Annotated in this window: 15 protein-coding genes and 1 pseudogene; 7 read left to right on the top strand and 9 right to left on the bottom strand. The window is 41.1% G+C overall.

Translation table 11 applies throughout. The features are described from left to right. Nucleotides 1-10: 10 nt before the first annotated feature. On the bottom strand, nucleotides 11-1,273 hold the full coding sequence (locus H6G96_RS18455) for a glutathionylspermidine synthase family protein (RefSeq protein ID WP_190912794.1): 1,263 nt from the start codon (nucleotides 1,271-1,273) through the stop codon (nucleotides 11-13). A gap of 7 nt (nucleotides 1,274-1,280) precedes the next feature. Beyond that, nucleotides 1,281-1,592 (bottom strand): hypothetical protein, encoded by a 312-nt coding sequence (locus tag H6G96_RS18450; protein ID WP_190912793.1) that lies wholly within the window; start codon nucleotides 1,590-1,592, stop codon nucleotides 1,281-1,283. 193 nt (nucleotides 1,593-1,785) lie between these two features. Here H6G96_RS18450 and H6G96_RS18445 point away from each other — a divergent pair, with 193 nt between their 5' ends. The 3 genes and pseudogenes from H6G96_RS18445 (at nucleotide 1,786) to cysC (ending at nucleotide 6,057) form a co-directional block, all read left to right on the top strand. Next, complete coding sequence (locus H6G96_RS18445; protein ID WP_190912792.1) at nucleotides 1,786-4,770, top strand: valine--tRNA ligase; 2,985 nt, start codon at nucleotides 1,786-1,788, stop codon at nucleotides 4,768-4,770. A gap of 169 nt (nucleotides 4,771-4,939) precedes the next feature. Then, complete coding sequence (locus H6G96_RS18440; protein ID WP_190912791.1) at nucleotides 4,940-5,374, top strand: hypothetical protein; 435 nt, start codon at nucleotides 4,940-4,942, stop codon at nucleotides 5,372-5,374. Between the two features lie 117 nt (nucleotides 5,375-5,491). Continuing rightward, nucleotides 5,492-6,057, top strand: a pseudogene (gene cysC, locus H6G96_RS18435) (adenylyl-sulfate kinase). Nucleotides 6,058-6,224: 167 nt separating this feature from the next. On the opposite strand, the gene H6G96_RS18430 reads toward cysC, so the two are convergent. The 4 genes from H6G96_RS18430 to hpnI form a co-directional block, all read right to left on the bottom strand. After that, a complete protein-coding gene (locus H6G96_RS18430) occupies nucleotides 6,225-6,830 on the bottom strand; it encodes a CDP-alcohol phosphatidyltransferase family protein (protein WP_190912790.1) in 606 nt (201 codons plus the stop codon). Nucleotides 6,831-6,953: 123 nt separating this feature from the next. Beyond that, on the bottom strand, nucleotides 6,954-8,408 hold the full coding sequence (hpnJ, locus tag H6G96_RS18425) for a hopanoid biosynthesis associated radical SAM protein HpnJ (RefSeq protein ID WP_190912789.1): 1,455 nt from the start codon (nucleotides 8,406-8,408) through the stop codon (nucleotides 6,954-6,956). Between the two features lie 304 nt (nucleotides 8,409-8,712). Next, nucleotides 8,713-10,365: a B12-binding domain-containing radical SAM protein gene (locus H6G96_RS18420; protein WP_190912788.1), complete on the bottom strand. Its 1,653-nt coding sequence runs from the start codon at nucleotides 10,363-10,365 to the stop codon at nucleotides 8,713-8,715. A 15-nt stretch (nucleotides 10,366-10,380) separates the two neighbouring features. Next, nucleotides 10,381-11,574 (bottom strand): bacteriohopanetetrol glucosamine biosynthesis glycosyltransferase HpnI, encoded by a 1,194-nt coding sequence (gene hpnI / locus H6G96_RS18415; RefSeq protein WP_190912787.1) that lies wholly within the window; start codon nucleotides 11,572-11,574, stop codon nucleotides 10,381-10,383. Nucleotides 11,575-11,771: 197 nt separating this feature from the next. Here hpnI and H6G96_RS18410 point away from each other — a divergent pair, with 197 nt between their 5' ends. Both H6G96_RS18410 and modA read left to right on the top strand, forming a co-directional pair. Beyond that, a complete protein-coding gene (locus H6G96_RS18410) occupies nucleotides 11,772-13,391 on the top strand; it encodes a cyclic peptide export ABC transporter (RefSeq protein ID WP_190912786.1) in 1,620 nt (539 codons plus the stop codon). A 221-nt stretch (nucleotides 13,392-13,612) separates the two neighbouring features. Further along, nucleotides 13,613-14,407 (top strand): molybdate ABC transporter substrate-binding protein, encoded by a 795-nt coding sequence (gene modA / locus H6G96_RS18405; RefSeq protein ID WP_190912785.1) that lies wholly within the window; start codon nucleotides 13,613-13,615, stop codon nucleotides 14,405-14,407. A gap of 58 nt (nucleotides 14,408-14,465) precedes the next feature. Here modA and H6G96_RS18400 read toward each other — a convergent pair whose 3' ends face one another. The 3 genes from H6G96_RS18400 to H6G96_RS18390 form a co-directional block, all read right to left on the bottom strand. Then, nucleotides 14,466-15,023 carry a peroxiredoxin gene (locus tag H6G96_RS18400; RefSeq protein WP_190912784.1) on the bottom strand — a complete coding sequence of 186 codons (558 nt, stop codon included), beginning with the start codon at nucleotides 15,021-15,023 and terminating at the stop codon, nucleotides 14,466-14,468. Between the two features lie 57 nt (nucleotides 15,024-15,080). Next, nucleotides 15,081-15,323, bottom strand: coding sequence for a regulatory protein SipA (sipA, locus tag H6G96_RS18395; RefSeq protein ID WP_190912895.1), 243 nt, complete (start codon nucleotides 15,321-15,323; stop codon nucleotides 15,081-15,083). A gap of 169 nt (nucleotides 15,324-15,492) precedes the next feature. After that, nucleotides 15,493-15,990 (bottom strand): P pilus assembly/Cpx signaling pathway, periplasmic inhibitor/zinc-resistance associated protein, encoded by a 498-nt coding sequence (locus H6G96_RS18390; protein ID WP_190912783.1) that lies wholly within the window; start codon nucleotides 15,988-15,990, stop codon nucleotides 15,493-15,495. 364 nt (nucleotides 15,991-16,354) lie between these two features. Here H6G96_RS18390 and H6G96_RS18385 point away from each other — a divergent pair, with 364 nt between their 5' ends. Then, nucleotides 16,355-17,620: a sensor histidine kinase gene (locus H6G96_RS18385; protein WP_190912782.1), complete on the top strand. Its 1,266-nt coding sequence runs from the start codon at nucleotides 16,355-16,357 to the stop codon at nucleotides 17,618-17,620. Further along, nucleotides 17,620-18,282, top strand: a complete 663-nt coding sequence (locus H6G96_RS18380; RefSeq protein ID WP_190912894.1) for a response regulator transcription factor — start codon at nucleotides 17,620-17,622, stop codon at nucleotides 18,280-18,282. The genes H6G96_RS18385 and H6G96_RS18380 overlap by 1 nt, the downstream gene beginning before the upstream one ends. The last annotated feature ends 126 nt before the right edge of the window (nucleotides 18,283-18,408 follow it).

Below are 18,408 nucleotides of genomic sequence, written 5' to 3'. Positions count from 1 at the left end.
GTTATTAAAATTAGCATCCAATCGGACACCAATAAGATAAGTTATCTGTAATTTCCCCTTCAGAAAGGCGCATTCCTACACCTCCAGATATAAATTTGTCATTACCATTGTTATATAGCCAAGCTCCCCAAACCTGAGTCATTGACTTGCCATCAATTTCTAATTTAGGAAATTCTAATAACTCTTGATAGACATAATTCTGTTGTGTATACCAAGGGTCATTATTATTACTACGCACAGAGATGTTTCCTGAATTAACTGCAAATCCTCCTTCACCTTCTCTTCCTAAAATAGGTTTGGCAAAGTATGAATTACCTATTGCTGTTGCACTCAGTGATGTTTTAGGAAAATATTCCCAGACTGTCCCAGCATCTTTGCCAGAAAAAAAGTCATATCCCAAATCTGTAATTAGAGCAAATATACTTTTTGGTTGCAGTGCAAAGGCAGAACCGAAGTTCACAATCACAATTTTATTATCAAAAATTAGTTGCTCTAGAGCCGGCCATAATCTTTCACCTTTTTCATCAGTATCATGGATTAGCCATTCCACTGGATACCACATAAAGAGTATATCTATTGGTTTTTTTGTTCTCTGGTCAAATAGATATTCACCATCTTTGATGCCAAGATATTCTAAGGGTAAAATGCTACTTTTTGACTCCAAATAATTTCTTAGCCATCGCATAGTACCTAAATCTTCGGCATTATTCAGAGCTGTAAATGCTACGCGACAGTCTGTAATTGGTTTACCCAAATTTAATGCGGCTCTATTTATATGCTGATTAAGTGTTATTTTTAATATTTTTTGAGCATTTAAATCTGGTTCTTGCAATCCAAAATGTCTGGCGACTTTATTATTGCCATCCGTACACTCAAACCAAAAACTAGGAGTTTGGGGATTAGTTTCTACTACCTTTTTTATCCCCTTTTCTTGATTCCAGCACCAGTCAAGACGCATACAAAATGGTGCAAGGAAGTCATATTTAACTAACTTGATGGTAGCTTCCGGAAATCCATAGTAAAGTAGTGTATCCTCATCAAGAGTGCGGATAATTTGCCACACTTGCGTTAAAACACTACCGACTGATTCCGATGCTTGCTGAATTTCTTGTATCGTCTGCGGTAAAACTTGATGGCAATAATAAAGAGCGTAAGGTGTTTCTTGGTCAGTTAGAGGTATACCTGTTCCTTCTTCAATAGGAGCAAAGTTGTACCAACCCATTTTCATTGACTGAAATAGACGCTTTCGTTGAGGACTGTTGAAAATATTCATAACTCTTTTATCCACCCGCATGACCACCGCGACCGAAACTACCGAAACCACTACGGCCCTTAGAAGAACCTCTGGAAGTCCCGGACTCCGATGAATCACCAAAACCGGATCTTCTAATGCTACTCCCACCAGAGTAACCACTCGATCTGCCGCTACCATTAGATGAGGGTGAACAGTTATTGGGTTGTTGTTTAGCGTTCGCCGACGTTGTGGAGATGCAATCTGACTGTCTTGCTTCTGGGGTTGTCGCACAAGAAGCAAGTAGGGATACAGTCATAACAAACACTATGAGTTGAAATAAACCTGGTTTCAATTTCATGAGTCTTTCTGGATGAATATACAGATGTCAGCTACGGAATTTATGCAAGATAACTACAAGGGTCAAAAATAGATTTCGCATTTCCAGATAGATTTTTTAAGGGTATATCCACGATTTAGAGAATTGCTAAACAAACCCTCTCCAACCCTGTGGCAAAATTTATTAGAGTCCTTCCATAGTTAGTTTGCCCAGCATGACCGCAACTATTCCCAATCTCCCCAGTCTCTACGACCCCTTTTCCACTGAAGCCAAGTGGCAAAAATTCTGGGAAGACAACCAAGTTTACAAAGCTGACCCCAACAAAGGCGGCGAACCCTACTGCATCGTCATTCCACCGCCGAATGTCACTGGCAGTTTGCACATGGGTCACGCTTTTGAAAGTGCGTTGATTGATACCCTCGTGCGCTACCACCGGATGCAGGGGCGCAATACCCTGTGGCTACCCGGAACTGACCACGCCAGCATCGCGGTGCATAGTATGCTGGAAAAGCAACTCAAAAAAGAGGGTAAGACTCGCTACGAATTGGGGCGCGAGAAGTTCTTAGAACGCGCTTGGCAATGGAAGGCGGAGTCTGAGGGAACGATTCTGAATCAGCTACGCCGCTTGGGTGTCTCGGTGGACTGGTCACGGGAAAGGTTTACCCTGGATGAGGGTTTATCTAAAGCTGTTGTGGAGGCGTTTACTCGGCTTTACGAGGAAGGCTTAATTTATCGTGGTGAATATTTAGTTAACTGGTGTCCTGCTTCTCAGTCGGCTGTGTCTGATGTGGAAGTAGAAAATCAAGAAGTAAATGGAAATCTCTGGCACTTCCGCTATCCCCTCACCGATGGTTCCGGTTTTGTAGAGGTGGCGACAACTCGACCAGAAACGATGCTGGGTGATACGGCTGTAGCGGTTAATCCCAATGACGATCGCTACAAACATCTCATCGGCAAAACTGTAACTCTGCCAATTCTACAACGAGAAATTCCGATCATTGGCGATGAATATGTTGATCCCACTTTCGGCACGGGTTGCGTGAAGATAACTCCTGCCCATGACCTCAATGATTTTGACATGGGTAAGCGTCACAATCTGCCGTTTATCAACATTATGAACAAAGACGGCACTCTCAATGCAAATGCTGGGGAGTTTCAAGGACAAGACCGCTTTGTTGCTAGAAAGAATGTCGTTTCTCGCCTAGAAGCAGATGGCTTTTTGGTGAAGATCGAAGATTATAAGCATACCGTTCCCTACAGCGATCGCGGTAAAGTACCTATTGAACCCCTCCTCTCGACTCAGTGGTTCGTCAAAATTCGCCCCCTAGCTGACAACACTCTCGAATTCCTCGACCAGCAAACTTCTCCAGAGTTTGTCCCCCAACGCTGGACAAAGGTTTATCGTGATTGGCTAGTAAAACTCACTGATTGGTGTATCTCTCGCCAATTATGGTGGGGACACCAAATTCCGGCTTGGTACGCCGTCAGTGAAACGGATGGGCAAATTACCGATAATACGCCCTTTGTGGTGGCAAAATCGGAAACTGAAGCCTGGGAAAAAGCTAAATCACAATTTGGTGAAAATGTCAAGCTAGAACAAGACCCAGATGTGCTAGATACTTGGTTTTCTGCTGGAATTTGGCCATTTTCGACTTTGGGCTGGCCAGAACAAACTCAGGATTTAGCAACTTATTACCCGACTACTACTTTGGTAACAGGCTTTGACATCATTTTTTTCTGGGTAGCCAGAATGACTATGATGGCTGGGCATTTTACGCAGCAAATACCTTTCAAAACAGTTTACATCCACGGCTTAGTGCTGGATGAAAAAGGTCAGAAGATGTCAAAGACCAAAGGTAATGGCATTGACCCGTTGTTATTAATTGACAAATATGGTACTGATGCCTTGCGGTATACCTTAATTAGGGAAGTGGCTGGTGCTGGTCAAGATATCCGCTTAGAATATGATCGCAAAAAGGATGAATCGCCTTCTGTTGAGGCATCGCGCAACTTTGCAAATAAGTTGTGGAATGCTGCCCGGTTTGTGATGATGAATTTGGATGGACAAACGCCGCAACAATTGGGGAACCCAGTAGCTACCGAATTGAGCGATCGCTGGATTATCTCGCGGTATCATCAAGTTATCAAACAAACCACCGATTACATCGATAATTATGGTTTAGGGGAAGCAGCAAAAGGACTCTACGAATTCATCTGGGGTGATTTCTGCGATCAATATATTGAACTAGTGAAATCTAGATTGCAAGCAGATGCAGACCCAGTATCGCGGCGGGTAGCACAGCAAACCCTCGGCTACATACTAGAAGGGATTATGAAACTGCTTCATCCCTTCATGCCTCATGTTACCGAAGAAATTTGGCAAACTCTCACCCAACAATCAGCAGATTCACCGCAAACTTTACCGTTACAAGTCTATCCCCAGATAGATGCAAACTTGATTGATTCAACCTTGGAAGAACAGTTTGAATTACTGATTGCTACTATCCGCACAATTCGGAATTTGCGTGCTGAAGCAGATATTAAGCCAGGGGTAAAAGTGACAGCGAATTTGCAAACCGAAAGCCAGAAAGAGCGGCAAGTTCTCACTGCTGGACAAGATTATATTAAAGATTTGGCGAAAGTTGAGACTTTAACTATTACCGACAAGCAAGAAAACCAAACTATTACTGCGAAAAAACCTCAAAAGGGTTTGAAGACAATTGGCTTAATTATCGTGGCTATTATCTTTGGTAGATTGGGTTTAGCTGCGGGAAATGCCATTGATGACATTCCCATCGTCGGAACTTTCTTTGAACTAGTCGGTTTTGGTTACACAGCGAGGTTTGTTAGCCAAAATTTATTAACTGCCCAAGCTAGACAAAAGTTATGGACACAGTTTTTCCCGCAGAAAGAATTAGAGCAATCACAAGAACCAGAAAATGCGATCGCAGGTGTAATTGGTACAATACAGGTGCTAATTCCTCTAAGCGGTGTGGTAGATATTGAAGCTGTGCGTGCCAAACTAGAAAAAAGCTTGAGTAAAGCTGAAGCCGAAGTTCAATCCCTGAGTACCAGATTAAACAATCCTAGTTTCGTAGATAGAGCTAGAGCCGACGTGGTACAAGGGGCGCGGGATGCCTTAGCAGAAGCACAGAAGCAAGCTGAAATTTTGCGCGAGCGTCTGAAGGGGTTAATGTAGGCATGGCCTGCGTGGCCTAGGATAACTGTAATGGGTAATGGGAGTGTTAATAATTCTCAATTACCCGTTACCAATTAACAAGATCCAAATCTCAATTCTGGGACTTATTATTTTATTAAACTTTTTTAATTTTTAATTTTTAATTTTTAATTGGAGCGAAGCGACCCTCATGCTATATCTAGCCCAGGTGCGTAAAAACGATTTTTTAGACCAGCACCAGTTACGCTTATTGGCGCGTCAAGAAGCTGATAACTTGTGGGCGATAATTCCAGAAGAGGCTTTCATTCTGTTAGGAAAGGGAAAGATTATGAGTGAAAACTTGCTTGTTTTAGTAGAACTTTCCCATACAGGGGACATTGAAAGAATAGAAGACGCTACCAACTGGGTACTGCATCTGGTACAAAGCTACCTTACCATCGGCATTACCCCAGAATTTTTGCAGCACGAAGCCGAGCGAGCAGAACATTGGCGACAATCCTTGACGTTGCAAAACCAAGACTTAGCACGGCGTTCCTTAGAATTGGAAGCTCGTCGTGAACAAATTCAAGCTCTAGAAGAAAGTCTCAAACGTGAGAAAAATGGTTATCCCCAAGAGGAAAGTTAAAAGTTTGCAATTGTATTGCTCATAAAGCTACAGCGCCCTCAGTGTGTATTTATTGACCTGAAATTACCTAAAAAAGCATTTTTTGGTGTGCCATTTTAAGTATGCGGTAGAGGTAGGATGAGACAATATGAGTATGGCGTGACAGTATGGTTCACTGGTCTAAGTGGTGCAGGTAAAACTACTATCTGTAAATTCGTGGAGAAACAACTGCGGATACAGGGATACAGAGTTGAAGTTTTAGATGGCGATGCAGTACGTCAAAACCTATGTAAAGGGTTGGGTTTCAGTAAAGAGGATCGAGAAGAGAATATTCGGCGCATTGGCTTTGTGGCTCATCTTCTTGCCAGAAATAATGTAATTGTATTGGTTTCGGCAATTTCACCTTACCGCGAAATTCGAGAAGAAGTGCGCCAAACTATTCCATATTTCATTGAAGTTTATGTCAATGCATCATTAGAAGTTTGTGAACAGCGAGACGTAAAAGGATTATATAAAAAGCAAGATCCGGCGAGATCAAGCACTTCACTGGTATTGATGATCCTTATGAAATACCACTCCGTCCTGAAGTCGAATGCAAAACTAACCAAGAAAGCGTTGCCGAAAGTTCAACTAAGGTCTTAGAAAAGCTGGAAGAGTTGCATTATATAGTTGCTAAAGTGAATGATTTAGGCACTGACAAATAAAAAAATACTCAACTACTTTTTGTGTTGAGATAGGTTATGGCCGGCGCAATCAGTTTTTCGGAATCGAGCGCTTCAAGCAGTAAATCCATCTTCTAATTTATATTGTCTATCATCTGCTCATGGTAGATTCCATAGTACTTTTGACTTTTGACTTCCGCCTTGCGGTACTAGTTTGATTTAGGCTGTGCGAGTGTCAGAAATTGCCAAATTACCCATACAGCGAAGGTGGGTGCCCCGATTGTAGCTGCTATTAGTAACGGCTCTAGTCCATCCAGTAAGGTAACTATGGGAAACAAATACAGCACGTCTTCAATGTCAAACCCGGCGAAATTTGGTTGACGGCTGGCATCTTTGCCCAAACGCTGTTCCATTTGGTTTCGCAAATGAAAGATGCAAGCAACAGACACACCAGATACTATTCCCATAAACAACGCCCACCAACCAAATTTCCCCTCCCTAAGACCATATCCAATACACACAAACAAAAGAATGTGGATGATGGCATCACTAACAAGGTCATACTGATGTCCCCATTTGCTGCTTTTTCCACTCAAACGAGCTAATTCACCGTCTGTATGATCTAGAAAGTTGGATAAAGCAAATAGCACTGCTCCAATGTTTGCCCAAATGGCATCGCCAACTGCGAGTGCTACCGCAGCCGCCAACCCTGTCACAAGTCTCACTGTGGTGAGATGATTGGGGTTTATCCAACTGTCTTTTAGAGGTCGAACTAGCCAATAAGCAAGTTGAGCATCCCAAGGCTTGATGGTCATAGATGAACTTGAACTTGATGTGGTATTTGAATATGTATACCAGTAATCACTTAATTAATAATTGATAATTCATAACTTATTTGGTTGGATTATCGTCAATTCCTCCATAAAAATAACCAACAACTAACTAACAACTACTGATTCTGGTTTAGCAGTTGCTTGGGTACGACGCTCTTTCAAGTAAGAGAAAAATTCCCGTCCCTCACGCAGGCGGCGCACTAACATTTGAGGATCACTGAGCATTTCACTGACAATTGGAATAATCGCTCTAGGGCGGAAGTAGAACTTACGATACATCCTCTCAACTGCATCTTCAATCTCAGCACTGGAGAGATTTGGATATTGCAATGTAGACATTTGAATTCCTGAATTGGCAACTAAGGAATTATTGCTAAACCAATTATTTTCCTGTGCTTGGCGATAAAGTTCTGTTCCAGGATAGGGGGCTGCGATGGAAACCTGAATTGTATGAGGACTAATATCGCAAGCAAAGCGCACCGTTTCTTCAATTGTTTTTTGGGTTTCGTCGGGTAAACCAATGATAAAAGTACCGTGTACGGTAATGCCAAGTTTATGACAATTTTCCATAAACTTCCGTGCGACTTCTAGCTTAATTCCTTTCTTAATCCCATCCAAAATTTGCTGATTGCCAGATTCAAATCCTACTAATAGTAGGCGTAAGCCATTATTGCGTAGTTGTTTGAGGGTGTCATAGTCCAGATTGGCCCGGGCGTTGCAACTCCATGTCAGTTTAAGTCGTTGCATATGTTCGCTAATTGCGATCGCTCGATGTTTATCTATAGTAAAGGTGTCGTCATCAAACATATATTCTCGCACCTTGTCACCGAAAATCGCTTTGGCTTCTTCCATTTCGCGCCCAACTGCTTCTGGGCTTTTAGTCCGATACAAGTGTCCACCAATTGTTTGCGGCCAAAGGCAGAAGGTACATTTTGCCGGACAGCCCCGCCCAGTGTAAAAGGAAATGTATGGATGCAGTAAGTAGCCAATAAAGTATTTTGTAATATCTAAATCGCGGTGATAAATCGGCAATACACTGGGCATTGAATCCCAATCGTGAATCAAAGAGCGGTCTTGATTATGATGTATATTACCCTGGCGATCGCGGTAGCTTAAACCTGTGATTTCTTCCCAATTTTTACCTGCTGCTATTTCTTTGCAGGTATAGTCGAATTCGTGACGACATACAAAGTCAATGATTGGGTTTTCACCCAGCGTCTGCTCTGGTAATACTGCTACGTGCGCTCCAATCAAGCCAATCTTGACATTCGGGTTTTGAGCCTTGATTGTTTGGGCACACTTTACATCATTAGGCAGCGAAGGCGTGCTGGTGTGCATGATAATTAGCTCGTAATCTTGAGCAATTTCGATCACATCTTCTACTGTTTGATCGTGTGGGGGCGCGTCTACAAGTTTGCTACCAGGCACGAGGGCTGCGGGTTGCGCCAGCCATGTAGGATACCAGAAGGAAGTAATTTCGCGCTTGGCTTGGTATCTCGAACCTGCACCGCCATCAAACCCATCGAAGGAAGGAGGGCTGAGAAACAAAGTTTTTTTCACAGGTATATTCCTTTTTGGAGGTTTTAACTGATACTTTTTTAGGATAAGACCTAAAGAGCAGCAGATGCGATCGCAGTCCTAAATCATTTATTAAATTTTCTATTTTTCTCTTTAGGGAAAAATATTTTTTAATCGTAGACGCGTAGCGGCTTCCCGCAGGGTACCGCAGAGACGCAGAGAACACGAAGAGATCGGAAATAGAGATGTTCACGAATGATTTAGGACTGTTATATATCAATAAAAGTGTTTACTGATAAGTCTAATTTATCTTTTTTTGCTTTTTAGCAAAATGATATTTTGACAGTTAACTACGAACTTTGGTAAGGACTTTTTGAGAGTAGAATGAAGCCGATTCTTCGTTTTTGGCACAATCTTGGGCAAATTTAATCAAATGATGTCCAACAAGTCCAACGTGAATCAAGTTTTCAATATTACCTGCTTTTAGTGCTGGTTTGGCCATTTTCCAGAAAGTCTGACGATAGTTACTAAATATGCCTATCCGCAGCAAAATATTAGCTAAATAAGTTAAACCTTTGCGAATGTTAGCCGCAGAAGCGCGAGATGGGCTGTTAGGAACTTCGATGCGGTTTGGATAAGTATTTTCCATATTGTAGGCAAACCGCTCATATAAAAATTCCGGCTCATAAGCTGTTGTAATGCAGCGCCGCCACATCTCAACAACTTGCTCGTAAGGCATCAAAAACTCAACGTTTGATTCACGGCTTTCATCAAACACAAGTCGTCCTTCTGCTTCTAACCTCCGCCATAAAGGAGTTCTAGGTAATGCATGAAGTAGGTTAATTGTCAACATGGGAATTTGCGATGCCCGAATAAATTCGATAATTCGGTCTGCTGTCTCTGGTGTATCTGTATCTAACCCGATGATGATTCCTGATACTACTTCCATGCCATAGCTATTTAAAACCTGAATGGCTTTTAAGATTGGCATACTTAGATTTTGGTCTTTGGAAATAGCGTGGAGAGCATCTGGTTCTGGTGTTTCGATACCGCAAAAGATTGTGCAGAAATAAGCTTCGCGCATCATCTCCAGCAGTTTTGGGCTTTGAGCTAAGTTGAGCGTTGCTTCACAGGCAAACTGGATGGGGTAGCCATTGCGTTTTTGCCAGTCAATCAGGTGAGGAAGCAACTTCATGGCGGCGCGGCGATCGCCAACAAAGTTATCATCGACAAAGTACACTGCTCCCAGATTGCCAGATTGTCGCATGGCATCTAACTCGGCAACTACTTGCTCTGGTGTTTTCATTCGGGGATTGTTGCCATAGAGTTCGGGAATATCACAAAACTCGCAGTGATAAGGGCAACCACTAGAAAACTGCACATTTGCCAGAAAATAATCATTGATATTCAGCAAATGATAAGCTGGAGTGGGAAACTCTGTTAGGGGCAAACGTTCCTTGGTTTCAAAGCGAATTTGCGCTTGGGGACGTTCCGAGTTTTGGTCTAGATACTCGATCATGCGATCGCTTGCATCTCCCAACTCACCCAAATGTAAAATGTCAAACTCAGGATAATATTCTGGGCAACCAGATACCGAAGGGCCACCTACAACTGTAATTTTGCCTGCTCTATGGGCAAGTTCATTAATTTGATTAATCTGTGGTTTTTGGATATGCATTCCACTGACAATCACCACATCAGCCCATTGGTAATCAGCCCTGGTAGCTAAACGTACATTCTCATCAATAAAACGGACTTCCCACTCTTTCGGTAAATAGGAAGCCACGATTAAAATTCCTTGAGGAGGCATAAAAGCCTTAACACCCATAAGTGGATAGGCATGGTGAAAAGTGCCAAACGAACGGCTGTACCTGGGAAAGATGCAGAGTATCCGTCGATGATGATGCGGAACGTAGCTTGTTTTCTTAGTAGTAGCAGATGGTTGTAAAGTTTCTCCTACAGGAATTGAGTTCTTGGAAGACTTTATAATATCAGTCATCGTAATTCTCAGTAGTTAAATAGACATTACCTTGGCAGCATCAGCTGTTATTGGCATCACTTTACCTTCTTTTGTCAACTTTAGTTGCCGCCCTCGCCATTCAAATGTATTGTTAACCCAGCAATAATACCAGAGAACAAAGCTGATCAAGTCGCGAATAAGGATTAGCCAGAGTAATTTTTTGGCAACCGCATCGTTAAGAACCTTGACTGCAACGAACCAGCCCATAAATAACCGCATCATCCAGGTGATGACTAATATAGCCCAAGCAAAAATTGACCCTCCCGTAGTAATTAACAACAACAGACTAGTAAATGTGCCATAGGTGAAAATCAGCCCTAAATATCCCCAGGGACGAGAAACTCGTGTACACAGCAACCAGCGTATCTGTCGCTGAATTAAATCAACGAAACTGTTTGTGGCGATCGCATGGTCAATCACATAATCAGAAAGTACTACTTTATACCCAGCTTGGGCAGGCAGATAACCGAGTTGATAATCATCTGCCAGATAATCAGCAATAGCTGAAAATCCACCAATTGCTTCGAGTACAGTTCTGCGAATGGCAATAGTTGGCCCCAAAGCAAACTCAATTTTGTGCAACTTATTAGCAACTAAAACGCCAGCAAGATACTCAGTTGAAATCCCAATCCCTTCCAGATTTGCCACCCATCCTTGTGTCAACGGACGGTAAAGGCAGGTAACGACTCCGACATCAGGATCGTGCATTGGCCCAATTACTCGTCGTAAGTAGTCTGGGCCAACTCGAACATCGCTATCTGCTAAAAGCAAGATGGAATATTTAGCTTTGGATTCGGCATTAGCAAGATTGCAAACTTTGAAGTTATTACCAATTGTGTGTTCGCTAATTACCAATTGCAAATCCAACTCTGGAAAATCTTGGATAATCTGCCGCACCACTGCGATGCCAGGATCATTGGCATCGCGAACGCTAAAGATAATTTGGTACTGTGGATAGTCTTGGCGGCAAAAAGAAGCAAAATTTTCGTAGGCTTGCTCATCAAGCCCGCAAATCGGCTTCAAAATAGTAATAGCTGGATGAAAATCGGGAGCAATAGGATTTTGATGGTTCAAAAAGGCGATCGCTGCATAAATCCCGTAAGCATAAAACCAAATTGCTGATATAGACAAAAGTAACAGCAGCAAATAAATATAAGTCTTTAAAGAATCAAAGTCCCAAATTTCCATTTTCCAGGCTTCTCTAAATTTACTGTTTTTCCTTTGTATCTTAGTGGTTCAAGAATAAATTTTGTTTCACTACAAAGCCACAAAGGAAACTTTTTTTAGTAGAAAATACTCACCAAATGTATGTTATCTGTGAAAATATTATTATTTAAACTACTCCCACACTCTTTAGAACCCATTAAATTTGTTTGCTCGCAATTATGAACCTGATCTATTTTCTTTTGCGTTCTTCGTGGGGGATGGTAGCGATCGCGATCGCTACTGGATTCCTGAGTGGCGGTAGTAGTGCTGGCTTGATTGCCTTAATTAGTCGTGCTGCAAGTAGTAGTAGTGTTTCACGGCTTACGTCCATAACTTGGGGTTTTGCGGGGCTGGCTATAGTTGCACTGATTACCAGCATCATTTCCCAAGTGATGCTGATCCGCCTTTCTCAGAATGCAGTTTTGCAATTACGGATGCGTTTAAGCCGCCAAATTCTTGCTTCGGAGTTAAGCCATCTGGAACGCCTAGGGAATCCTCGATTATTGGCAACTTTAACAGAAGATATTCAGGCGGTTGCTAATGCTGTTTATCAAATGCCTTTCATTTTTATTAATCTAGCGATCGTCCTGGGTTGTATAGCTTACATAACTTGGCTTTCTTGGTTAGTGCTGCTGATGGTTTGTGTAATTTCAGTAGTAGCGATCAGTAGTTGCCAGTGGTTATTAAATAGAGGTGGAAAATTGCTGGCCCTAGCTCGTGAAGATGAAGATCAGCTATTTAAACATTTTCGCACCATTACCGAAGGAGTTAAGGAACTCAAACTAAATTACCAGCGACGGCAAGATTTTTTAGAATCAAAACTGCAATTAACTGCTAACGAATTCCGTCATCACAATGTTAATGGTCTAACCCTTTTTGCTACAACTTCAAGCTGGGGTCAACTCGTATTCTTTTTTGCCATTGGTTTTGTAATATTTGCGCTACCGAATCTACTTACCATTAATGCTGAAACTCTCTCTGGCTACATTTTGACTTTTACTTACTTGGTGTTACCAATGGATAACATCATCAGTAAACTTCCTCTATTAAGTAAAGCCAGCATTGCCTTGCAAAAAATCGAGTCGTTGGGTTTATCTCTAGCTAGTCGAACTGAAATATCGACTGTTCCACCTGCACTCAAATCTAACTGGCGCAGCTTAAGGTTTAACAGTATTGCCCACACTTATTATACAGATCAAGAAGACAATAGCTTTATCTTTGGCCCCATCAACCTGACATTATATCCTCAAGAATTAGTCTTTATTGTCGGTGGGAATGGTAGTGGCAAGTCTACATTAGCTAAACTAATTACTGGACTTTACATCCCAGAACACGGCGAAATTTGGTTTGATAACGAGTTAATTAACGAACAAAATCGAGAATGGTATCGCCAGCATTTTTCCGTAGTATTTTCCGATTTTTATTTATTTGAAGAACTTTTAGGATTAAAAAATTCTGACTTGGATAGTCAAGCTACAAAATATTTAAAACAACTGCAACTAGACCATAAAGTTAAAGTTGAAAATGGGCAACTTTCCACCACAGCACTTTCTCAGGGACAACGGAAACGGCTGGCTTTGCTCACAGCGTATTTAGAAGATCGACCAATTTATCTATTTGATGAGTGGGCAGCCGATCAAGATCCAGTATTCAAAGAGATATTTTATACTCAATTACTACCAGAACTGCGATCGCGGGGCAAAACAGTTCTGGTGATTAGCCACGATGATCGCTATTTTCATTTAGCAAACCGAATTATCAAACTTGACTATGGACAAATAGAGTACGACAAGACTTGAAGGGGGCGCTATCAACCCCATCTAAATCCAAGCCAGGTTATGATATTTTGATATTTTTTTTGAGCGAATAGGGAAGCGATCGCTAAATTAAGGGACTTCCAAAAAACTGATGCAATAACCCTTGGCAGAACTTTACCTATAAAGTTGGTTAAATGTTGGTATTGCTGATACGATTCTACCTAGCATCAATTTTCGGAAAAAACCTATATTGCACTTTTTCTATGAAAAGAAGACAAATTCTTGGCTTCCTGGGTGTAGCAGTTGCAGGCTTGCTCCTAACAATTGGTTTACCATTGGTTACTCCTTCTGCTGTAATAGGACAGCCAAACACCACCCTACTCGTGTCCGCAGCCGCCAGCTTAAAAGATGCACTAGAAGAAATTAAGCCTTTGTACCAACAAAGGAAGTCAGGTACCAAAATTAATTATAACTTTGGCGCTTCTGGAGCCTTGCAGCAACAGATTGAGCAAGGTGCGCCAGCCGATATCTTTATTTCTGCTGCCAAAAAGCAAGTGGATGCCTTAGAAGAAAAAGGATTGCTGCTACCAGGTAGCCGTACTAACCTGGCAAATAACAGTTTAGTCTTGATTGTGGCTCAGGATGTGGTTGGTATCAGTAGCTTCTACAATTTAACAGATAGCAAGATTAAGAAAATTGCGATCGGTGAACCTAGGAGTGTACCCGCAGGCCAATATGGAGAACAAGTCTTAAAGAATTTAAAACTTTATGATCAAGTTAAGTCCAAATTGGTTTTTGCTAACAATGTGCGTCAAGTTTTGGCAGCAGTAGAAAGTGGTAATGCCCAAGCGGGTATAGTTTATGCGACTGATGCCAAAATCTCCAACAAGGTAAAAGTTGTAATCACTGCTGATAAGAAGTTTCACTCACCGATTATCTATCCAGTGGCAGTAATTAAAGGCAGTAAAAATATTCCCGCAGCCAAAGAATTTGTCCAGTTTTTATCTAGCAGTCAAGCTAAGACTGTACTCAGAAAATATGGATTTATTGTGCCTTGAAGATGAATGCAGATAGGGCAAGAGGGCAGGGCCTGCCCCTTATCTGCTTAATTGAGGTTTAAGAAGCTGGGGACTGTAACTTTTCTAGTCGTGCCAGCACTTCTGAACTATGAATGTTTGGGTTTACTTTCACAAAATTCTCGCGTAAGACACCCTGAGGATCGATGATAAAACTGTGACGCATAGATAAAGAGCCGAGCCACGAACCGTAAGCTTTACTCACTGAACCATCGGTATCAGCCAAGAGTGGGAATTTTAGTCCCTCTGAATCACAAAATTCGGCGTGAGAATCAATATCATCAGCACTTACGCCAATAATTTGGGCATTTTTTTCGAGGTATTGCGGTAAGTCTTGCTGAAAGCGGCGAGCCTCTATAGTACAACCAGAGGTAAAGTCTTTTGGATAAAAGTAGAGGACTAGCCACTTACCGCGCAAGTCAGAGAGGGAAATTTTGCCATCACCTGTATTGGTTGGCAAAGTAAACTCTGGTGCGGGTTGATTAATTGCAGGAAGTTTACCACCAAGAGCATCAGCAGCAGGGGTAAAATTCAGCCAGCTGATGAGAGAAATACAGCTGGCAAATAATATGCTTAAAAAAGTGCGGCGGGAAATCATGGTACAAACCAGAATTACAACTTTACACAAGTTTACAATTCTTCGTTGCTGTGAATCTCATTCTAAATGAGATTCTGGTGGACTATCTGTGCTTTCGATGTATTGGCTATCTAAGAGAAAGGCCCCCCTAGTAAAGCGAATACCCCAATACCCACCGGGTCTGCGGTCAATAACTATACCCTCTTCGCCAATGTGAATTACATCGGATGGGCGCAGCATGGGCATGGGTTCAGCAGTTTTGACGTAGGGTGGTAGTGCCACAAGCCGGACTTTACTACCAATTGCGAATTCTTTAGACATTTTAATCAAGCTAGGAGTTTTGATTAACTCATAACTCATAACTATCTTGAAAGTCTACTAAATCATGGGAATAAATAGGGAAAGGGAAAGGGGAAAAATTTTATCCCCTTTCCGCATCTTCTGCAAGAAGTCTATAAATTTTTAACTATGGTAAACTTTTGAAAAATTATTATTGGGGATTGCCTTGTTGACGGCGCGAAGGAGCATTTTGGCGATATTGCTCTAATTTTTGCCGCTGTTCAGGGGTGAAGACTGCTTGAATCTGTTGTTTCTCAGACTCCCGGATTTGTCGGATTTGGGTTTTTTGTGCTTCAGTCAAATTTAAGTCAGCAAAACTATCCTTGCGGGAACGTTGACCTGGTTGCCGTTGACCTTGACCTGCTTGCCGTTGAGCCTGACGTGCTTGTTTCGCCGCCTCTAACTTGGCCTTTTGTTCTGGGGTGAAAACTGCCTCCATTTTGGTGCGGCTATCGCGGCGAATTGCCCGAATTTGGTTTTTTTGAGTATCTGTTAGACCCAAGTCTTTCCACATACCCCTTCCTTTTTGTGGAGTTTGTGCAAGTAACACGGGTGAAGGAGAGGCTGTTTGGGCGTTAACAGCAAAGGAGGTTGCAGTTAAGGTAAAGGCGATCGCTCCAGCGACTAGCGATAATGCTTTGAATTTCATTATTTGTCTGGTGGGTTCTTCCTGGTTGGATGCCACTATCATAAGAACTTATCTTGAGTAGTTACATGAGGAGAAAGTCATGATTCTACCCATGACTTTAGTCATGATTGAATTTTGATAAAGATGATTGACAATAAATATTTAGGAGTTAAAAGTTAGGAGGTAGGAGTTAGGAATAAGAAGTTTTTTAACTATAGTTAATTTATAAATACTTGTTGAACCTATTACATAATGTTTTTATATCCTGCATTTACTCTCGATTCCTTACTTAGCAAAAATTTGAGATAGCGAAAGCTGTAATTTCAATTTTTAGAACTCCTAAACCTTAACTCTTAACTCATTTACAACTGGAGCAAAGCGGCTGATGAGTCGTCCAATTCAAATTAAGAAACATCCTTTTCCGTCTCTACTTTATCTGGAGTGGATACTACTGTCGATCACTGCTTTGATAGCAGTTATACCACCTCCAGTCCGTCGATTTCGCCCAAAATTGCCAGAACTAACAATTTGTGGGTTATTTCCAGACTTATCAATTTGTAATTTATTGCCAGAACTGTCAATTTATAGTTTGATTGTTTTTGCACTAATGGGCTTAAAATTACCCACTAGCAGTAATAAAAATAAAATAATATATACAAGTTTTGAAATATTATTAATTTTAATTACTGGACTTTTTGGTGAAAGATTCGCCCGTTTATTTCCTTTCCTTTACATAATTTTAGTTACTCGAAGTTGCCTAATATTTAAATTACCTGGGCGTTTATTCGTTACTAGTCTATCATTTGCATTATTTCTCTTTACTACACAACTCAAATACCAGATGTTCAATTTTCAAGCGTCTCCACAGGCACAAGAGCGTTTTCGATTTCTTAGCTTGAATTGGTCGTTGGTATTTGGCTTAAGTTTAGTTTTTGTGTTGTTAATGATGAATGCAGTATTATCTGAACGGCACAGTCGAGAAAAGCTAGCGATCGCTAATGAAAAACTCCGTGAATATGCCATGCAAATTGAAAATCAAGCTACCTTAGAAGAACGCAACCGCATTGCTCGTGAAATTCATGATTCATTAGGACATTCTCTAACTGCTTTAAATCTACAATTAGAAACTGCTTTAAAATTGTGGCAATCTAACCCAGGTAAAGCTGAAACATTTCTAGCAACAGCAAAGGAATTAGGTTCTAAAGCGCTAAATGATGTCCGTCAGTCTGTTTCTACTATGCGTTCTAATCCTTTACAAGAGCAATCTTTAGAACGTGCGATCGCTAGTCTTGCAGAAAGTTTTCATCGCTCAAATGGCATTTTACCAATTTATCAAATCAACCTGGAATATCCTCTACCACCTGAAATAAACACAGCTATTTACCGAATTACTCAAGAATCTTTGACAAATATATCTAAATATGCATACGCAACAGAGGTTAAGTTAGAACTGGCTACGGCTAGAGGCAATTTGCGATTGATAATTCAAGATAATGGTAGAGGTTTTGATTTAGGGCAGAATACTACTGGTTTTGGACTTCATAGTATGCGTGATCGAACTTTAGCACTTGGAGGTGAGTTTAATATTAATAGCGCTCCTGGTTCAGGTTGCAAAATTACAGTTAATATTCCCTTAACGAGGTTGACATGATGATTAAAGTGCTACTGGTAGATGATCAAGGTTTAATTCGTCAAGGATTAAGAGCGTTATTAGAATTAGAACCAGATTTAGAAATAGTGGGAGAAGCAGAAAACGGTGAACAGGCAATTAATTTAGTTATTGAATTTCAGCCAGATGTCGTATTGCTAGATATTAGAATGCCCATCATGGATGGAGTTGCAGCTACGCGAGAAATTCAAAAGCGTTTTGCCAAAACTAAAATTTTAGTACTGACGACTTTTGATGATGATGAATATGTATCCGCAGCACTGCAAAATGGGGCAATGGGTTATTTATTGAAAGATACACCTTCAGAAGAATTAGCTGTTGCTATTCGTGCCGTTTATAAAGGATATACTCAATTAGGCCCAGGTATAGTTAAAAAACTATTAACTCAGTTTTCTAATGGTACACCAAACCATTCAGCACCTGTACCGTCTAGTTTAGGTGAACTCACTCCTAGAGAAAAAGAGGTTTTGCGGTTAATAGCTACAGGCGCTAGTAATCGAGAAATTGCTCAGGAACTCTACATTTCTGAGGGGACGGTAAAAAATCATGTTACAAATATTTTAAATCGGTTAAATTTGCGCGATCGCACTCAAGCTGCAATTTGGGCAAATACCTATTTATCCTATTTGAATGGGCAAAATTAAATAATTTAAAATTCAAAATTGCAACTATTCTCTATATTCGGCAAGTCTCGCTTAATATTGTGCTGATTGTTTTGAAGCTCTGTTTTTGCCAACACCAATAAAACGCAGATTGTTAAAAGTATTTTT

The sequence above is a fragment of the Nostoc sp. FACHB-892 genome, from assembly GCF_014698795.1.
GTDB lineage: Bacteria > Cyanobacteriota > Cyanobacteriia > Cyanobacteriales > Nostocaceae > Nostoc.
This window is presented reverse-complemented; position numbering and strand designations above follow the sequence as displayed.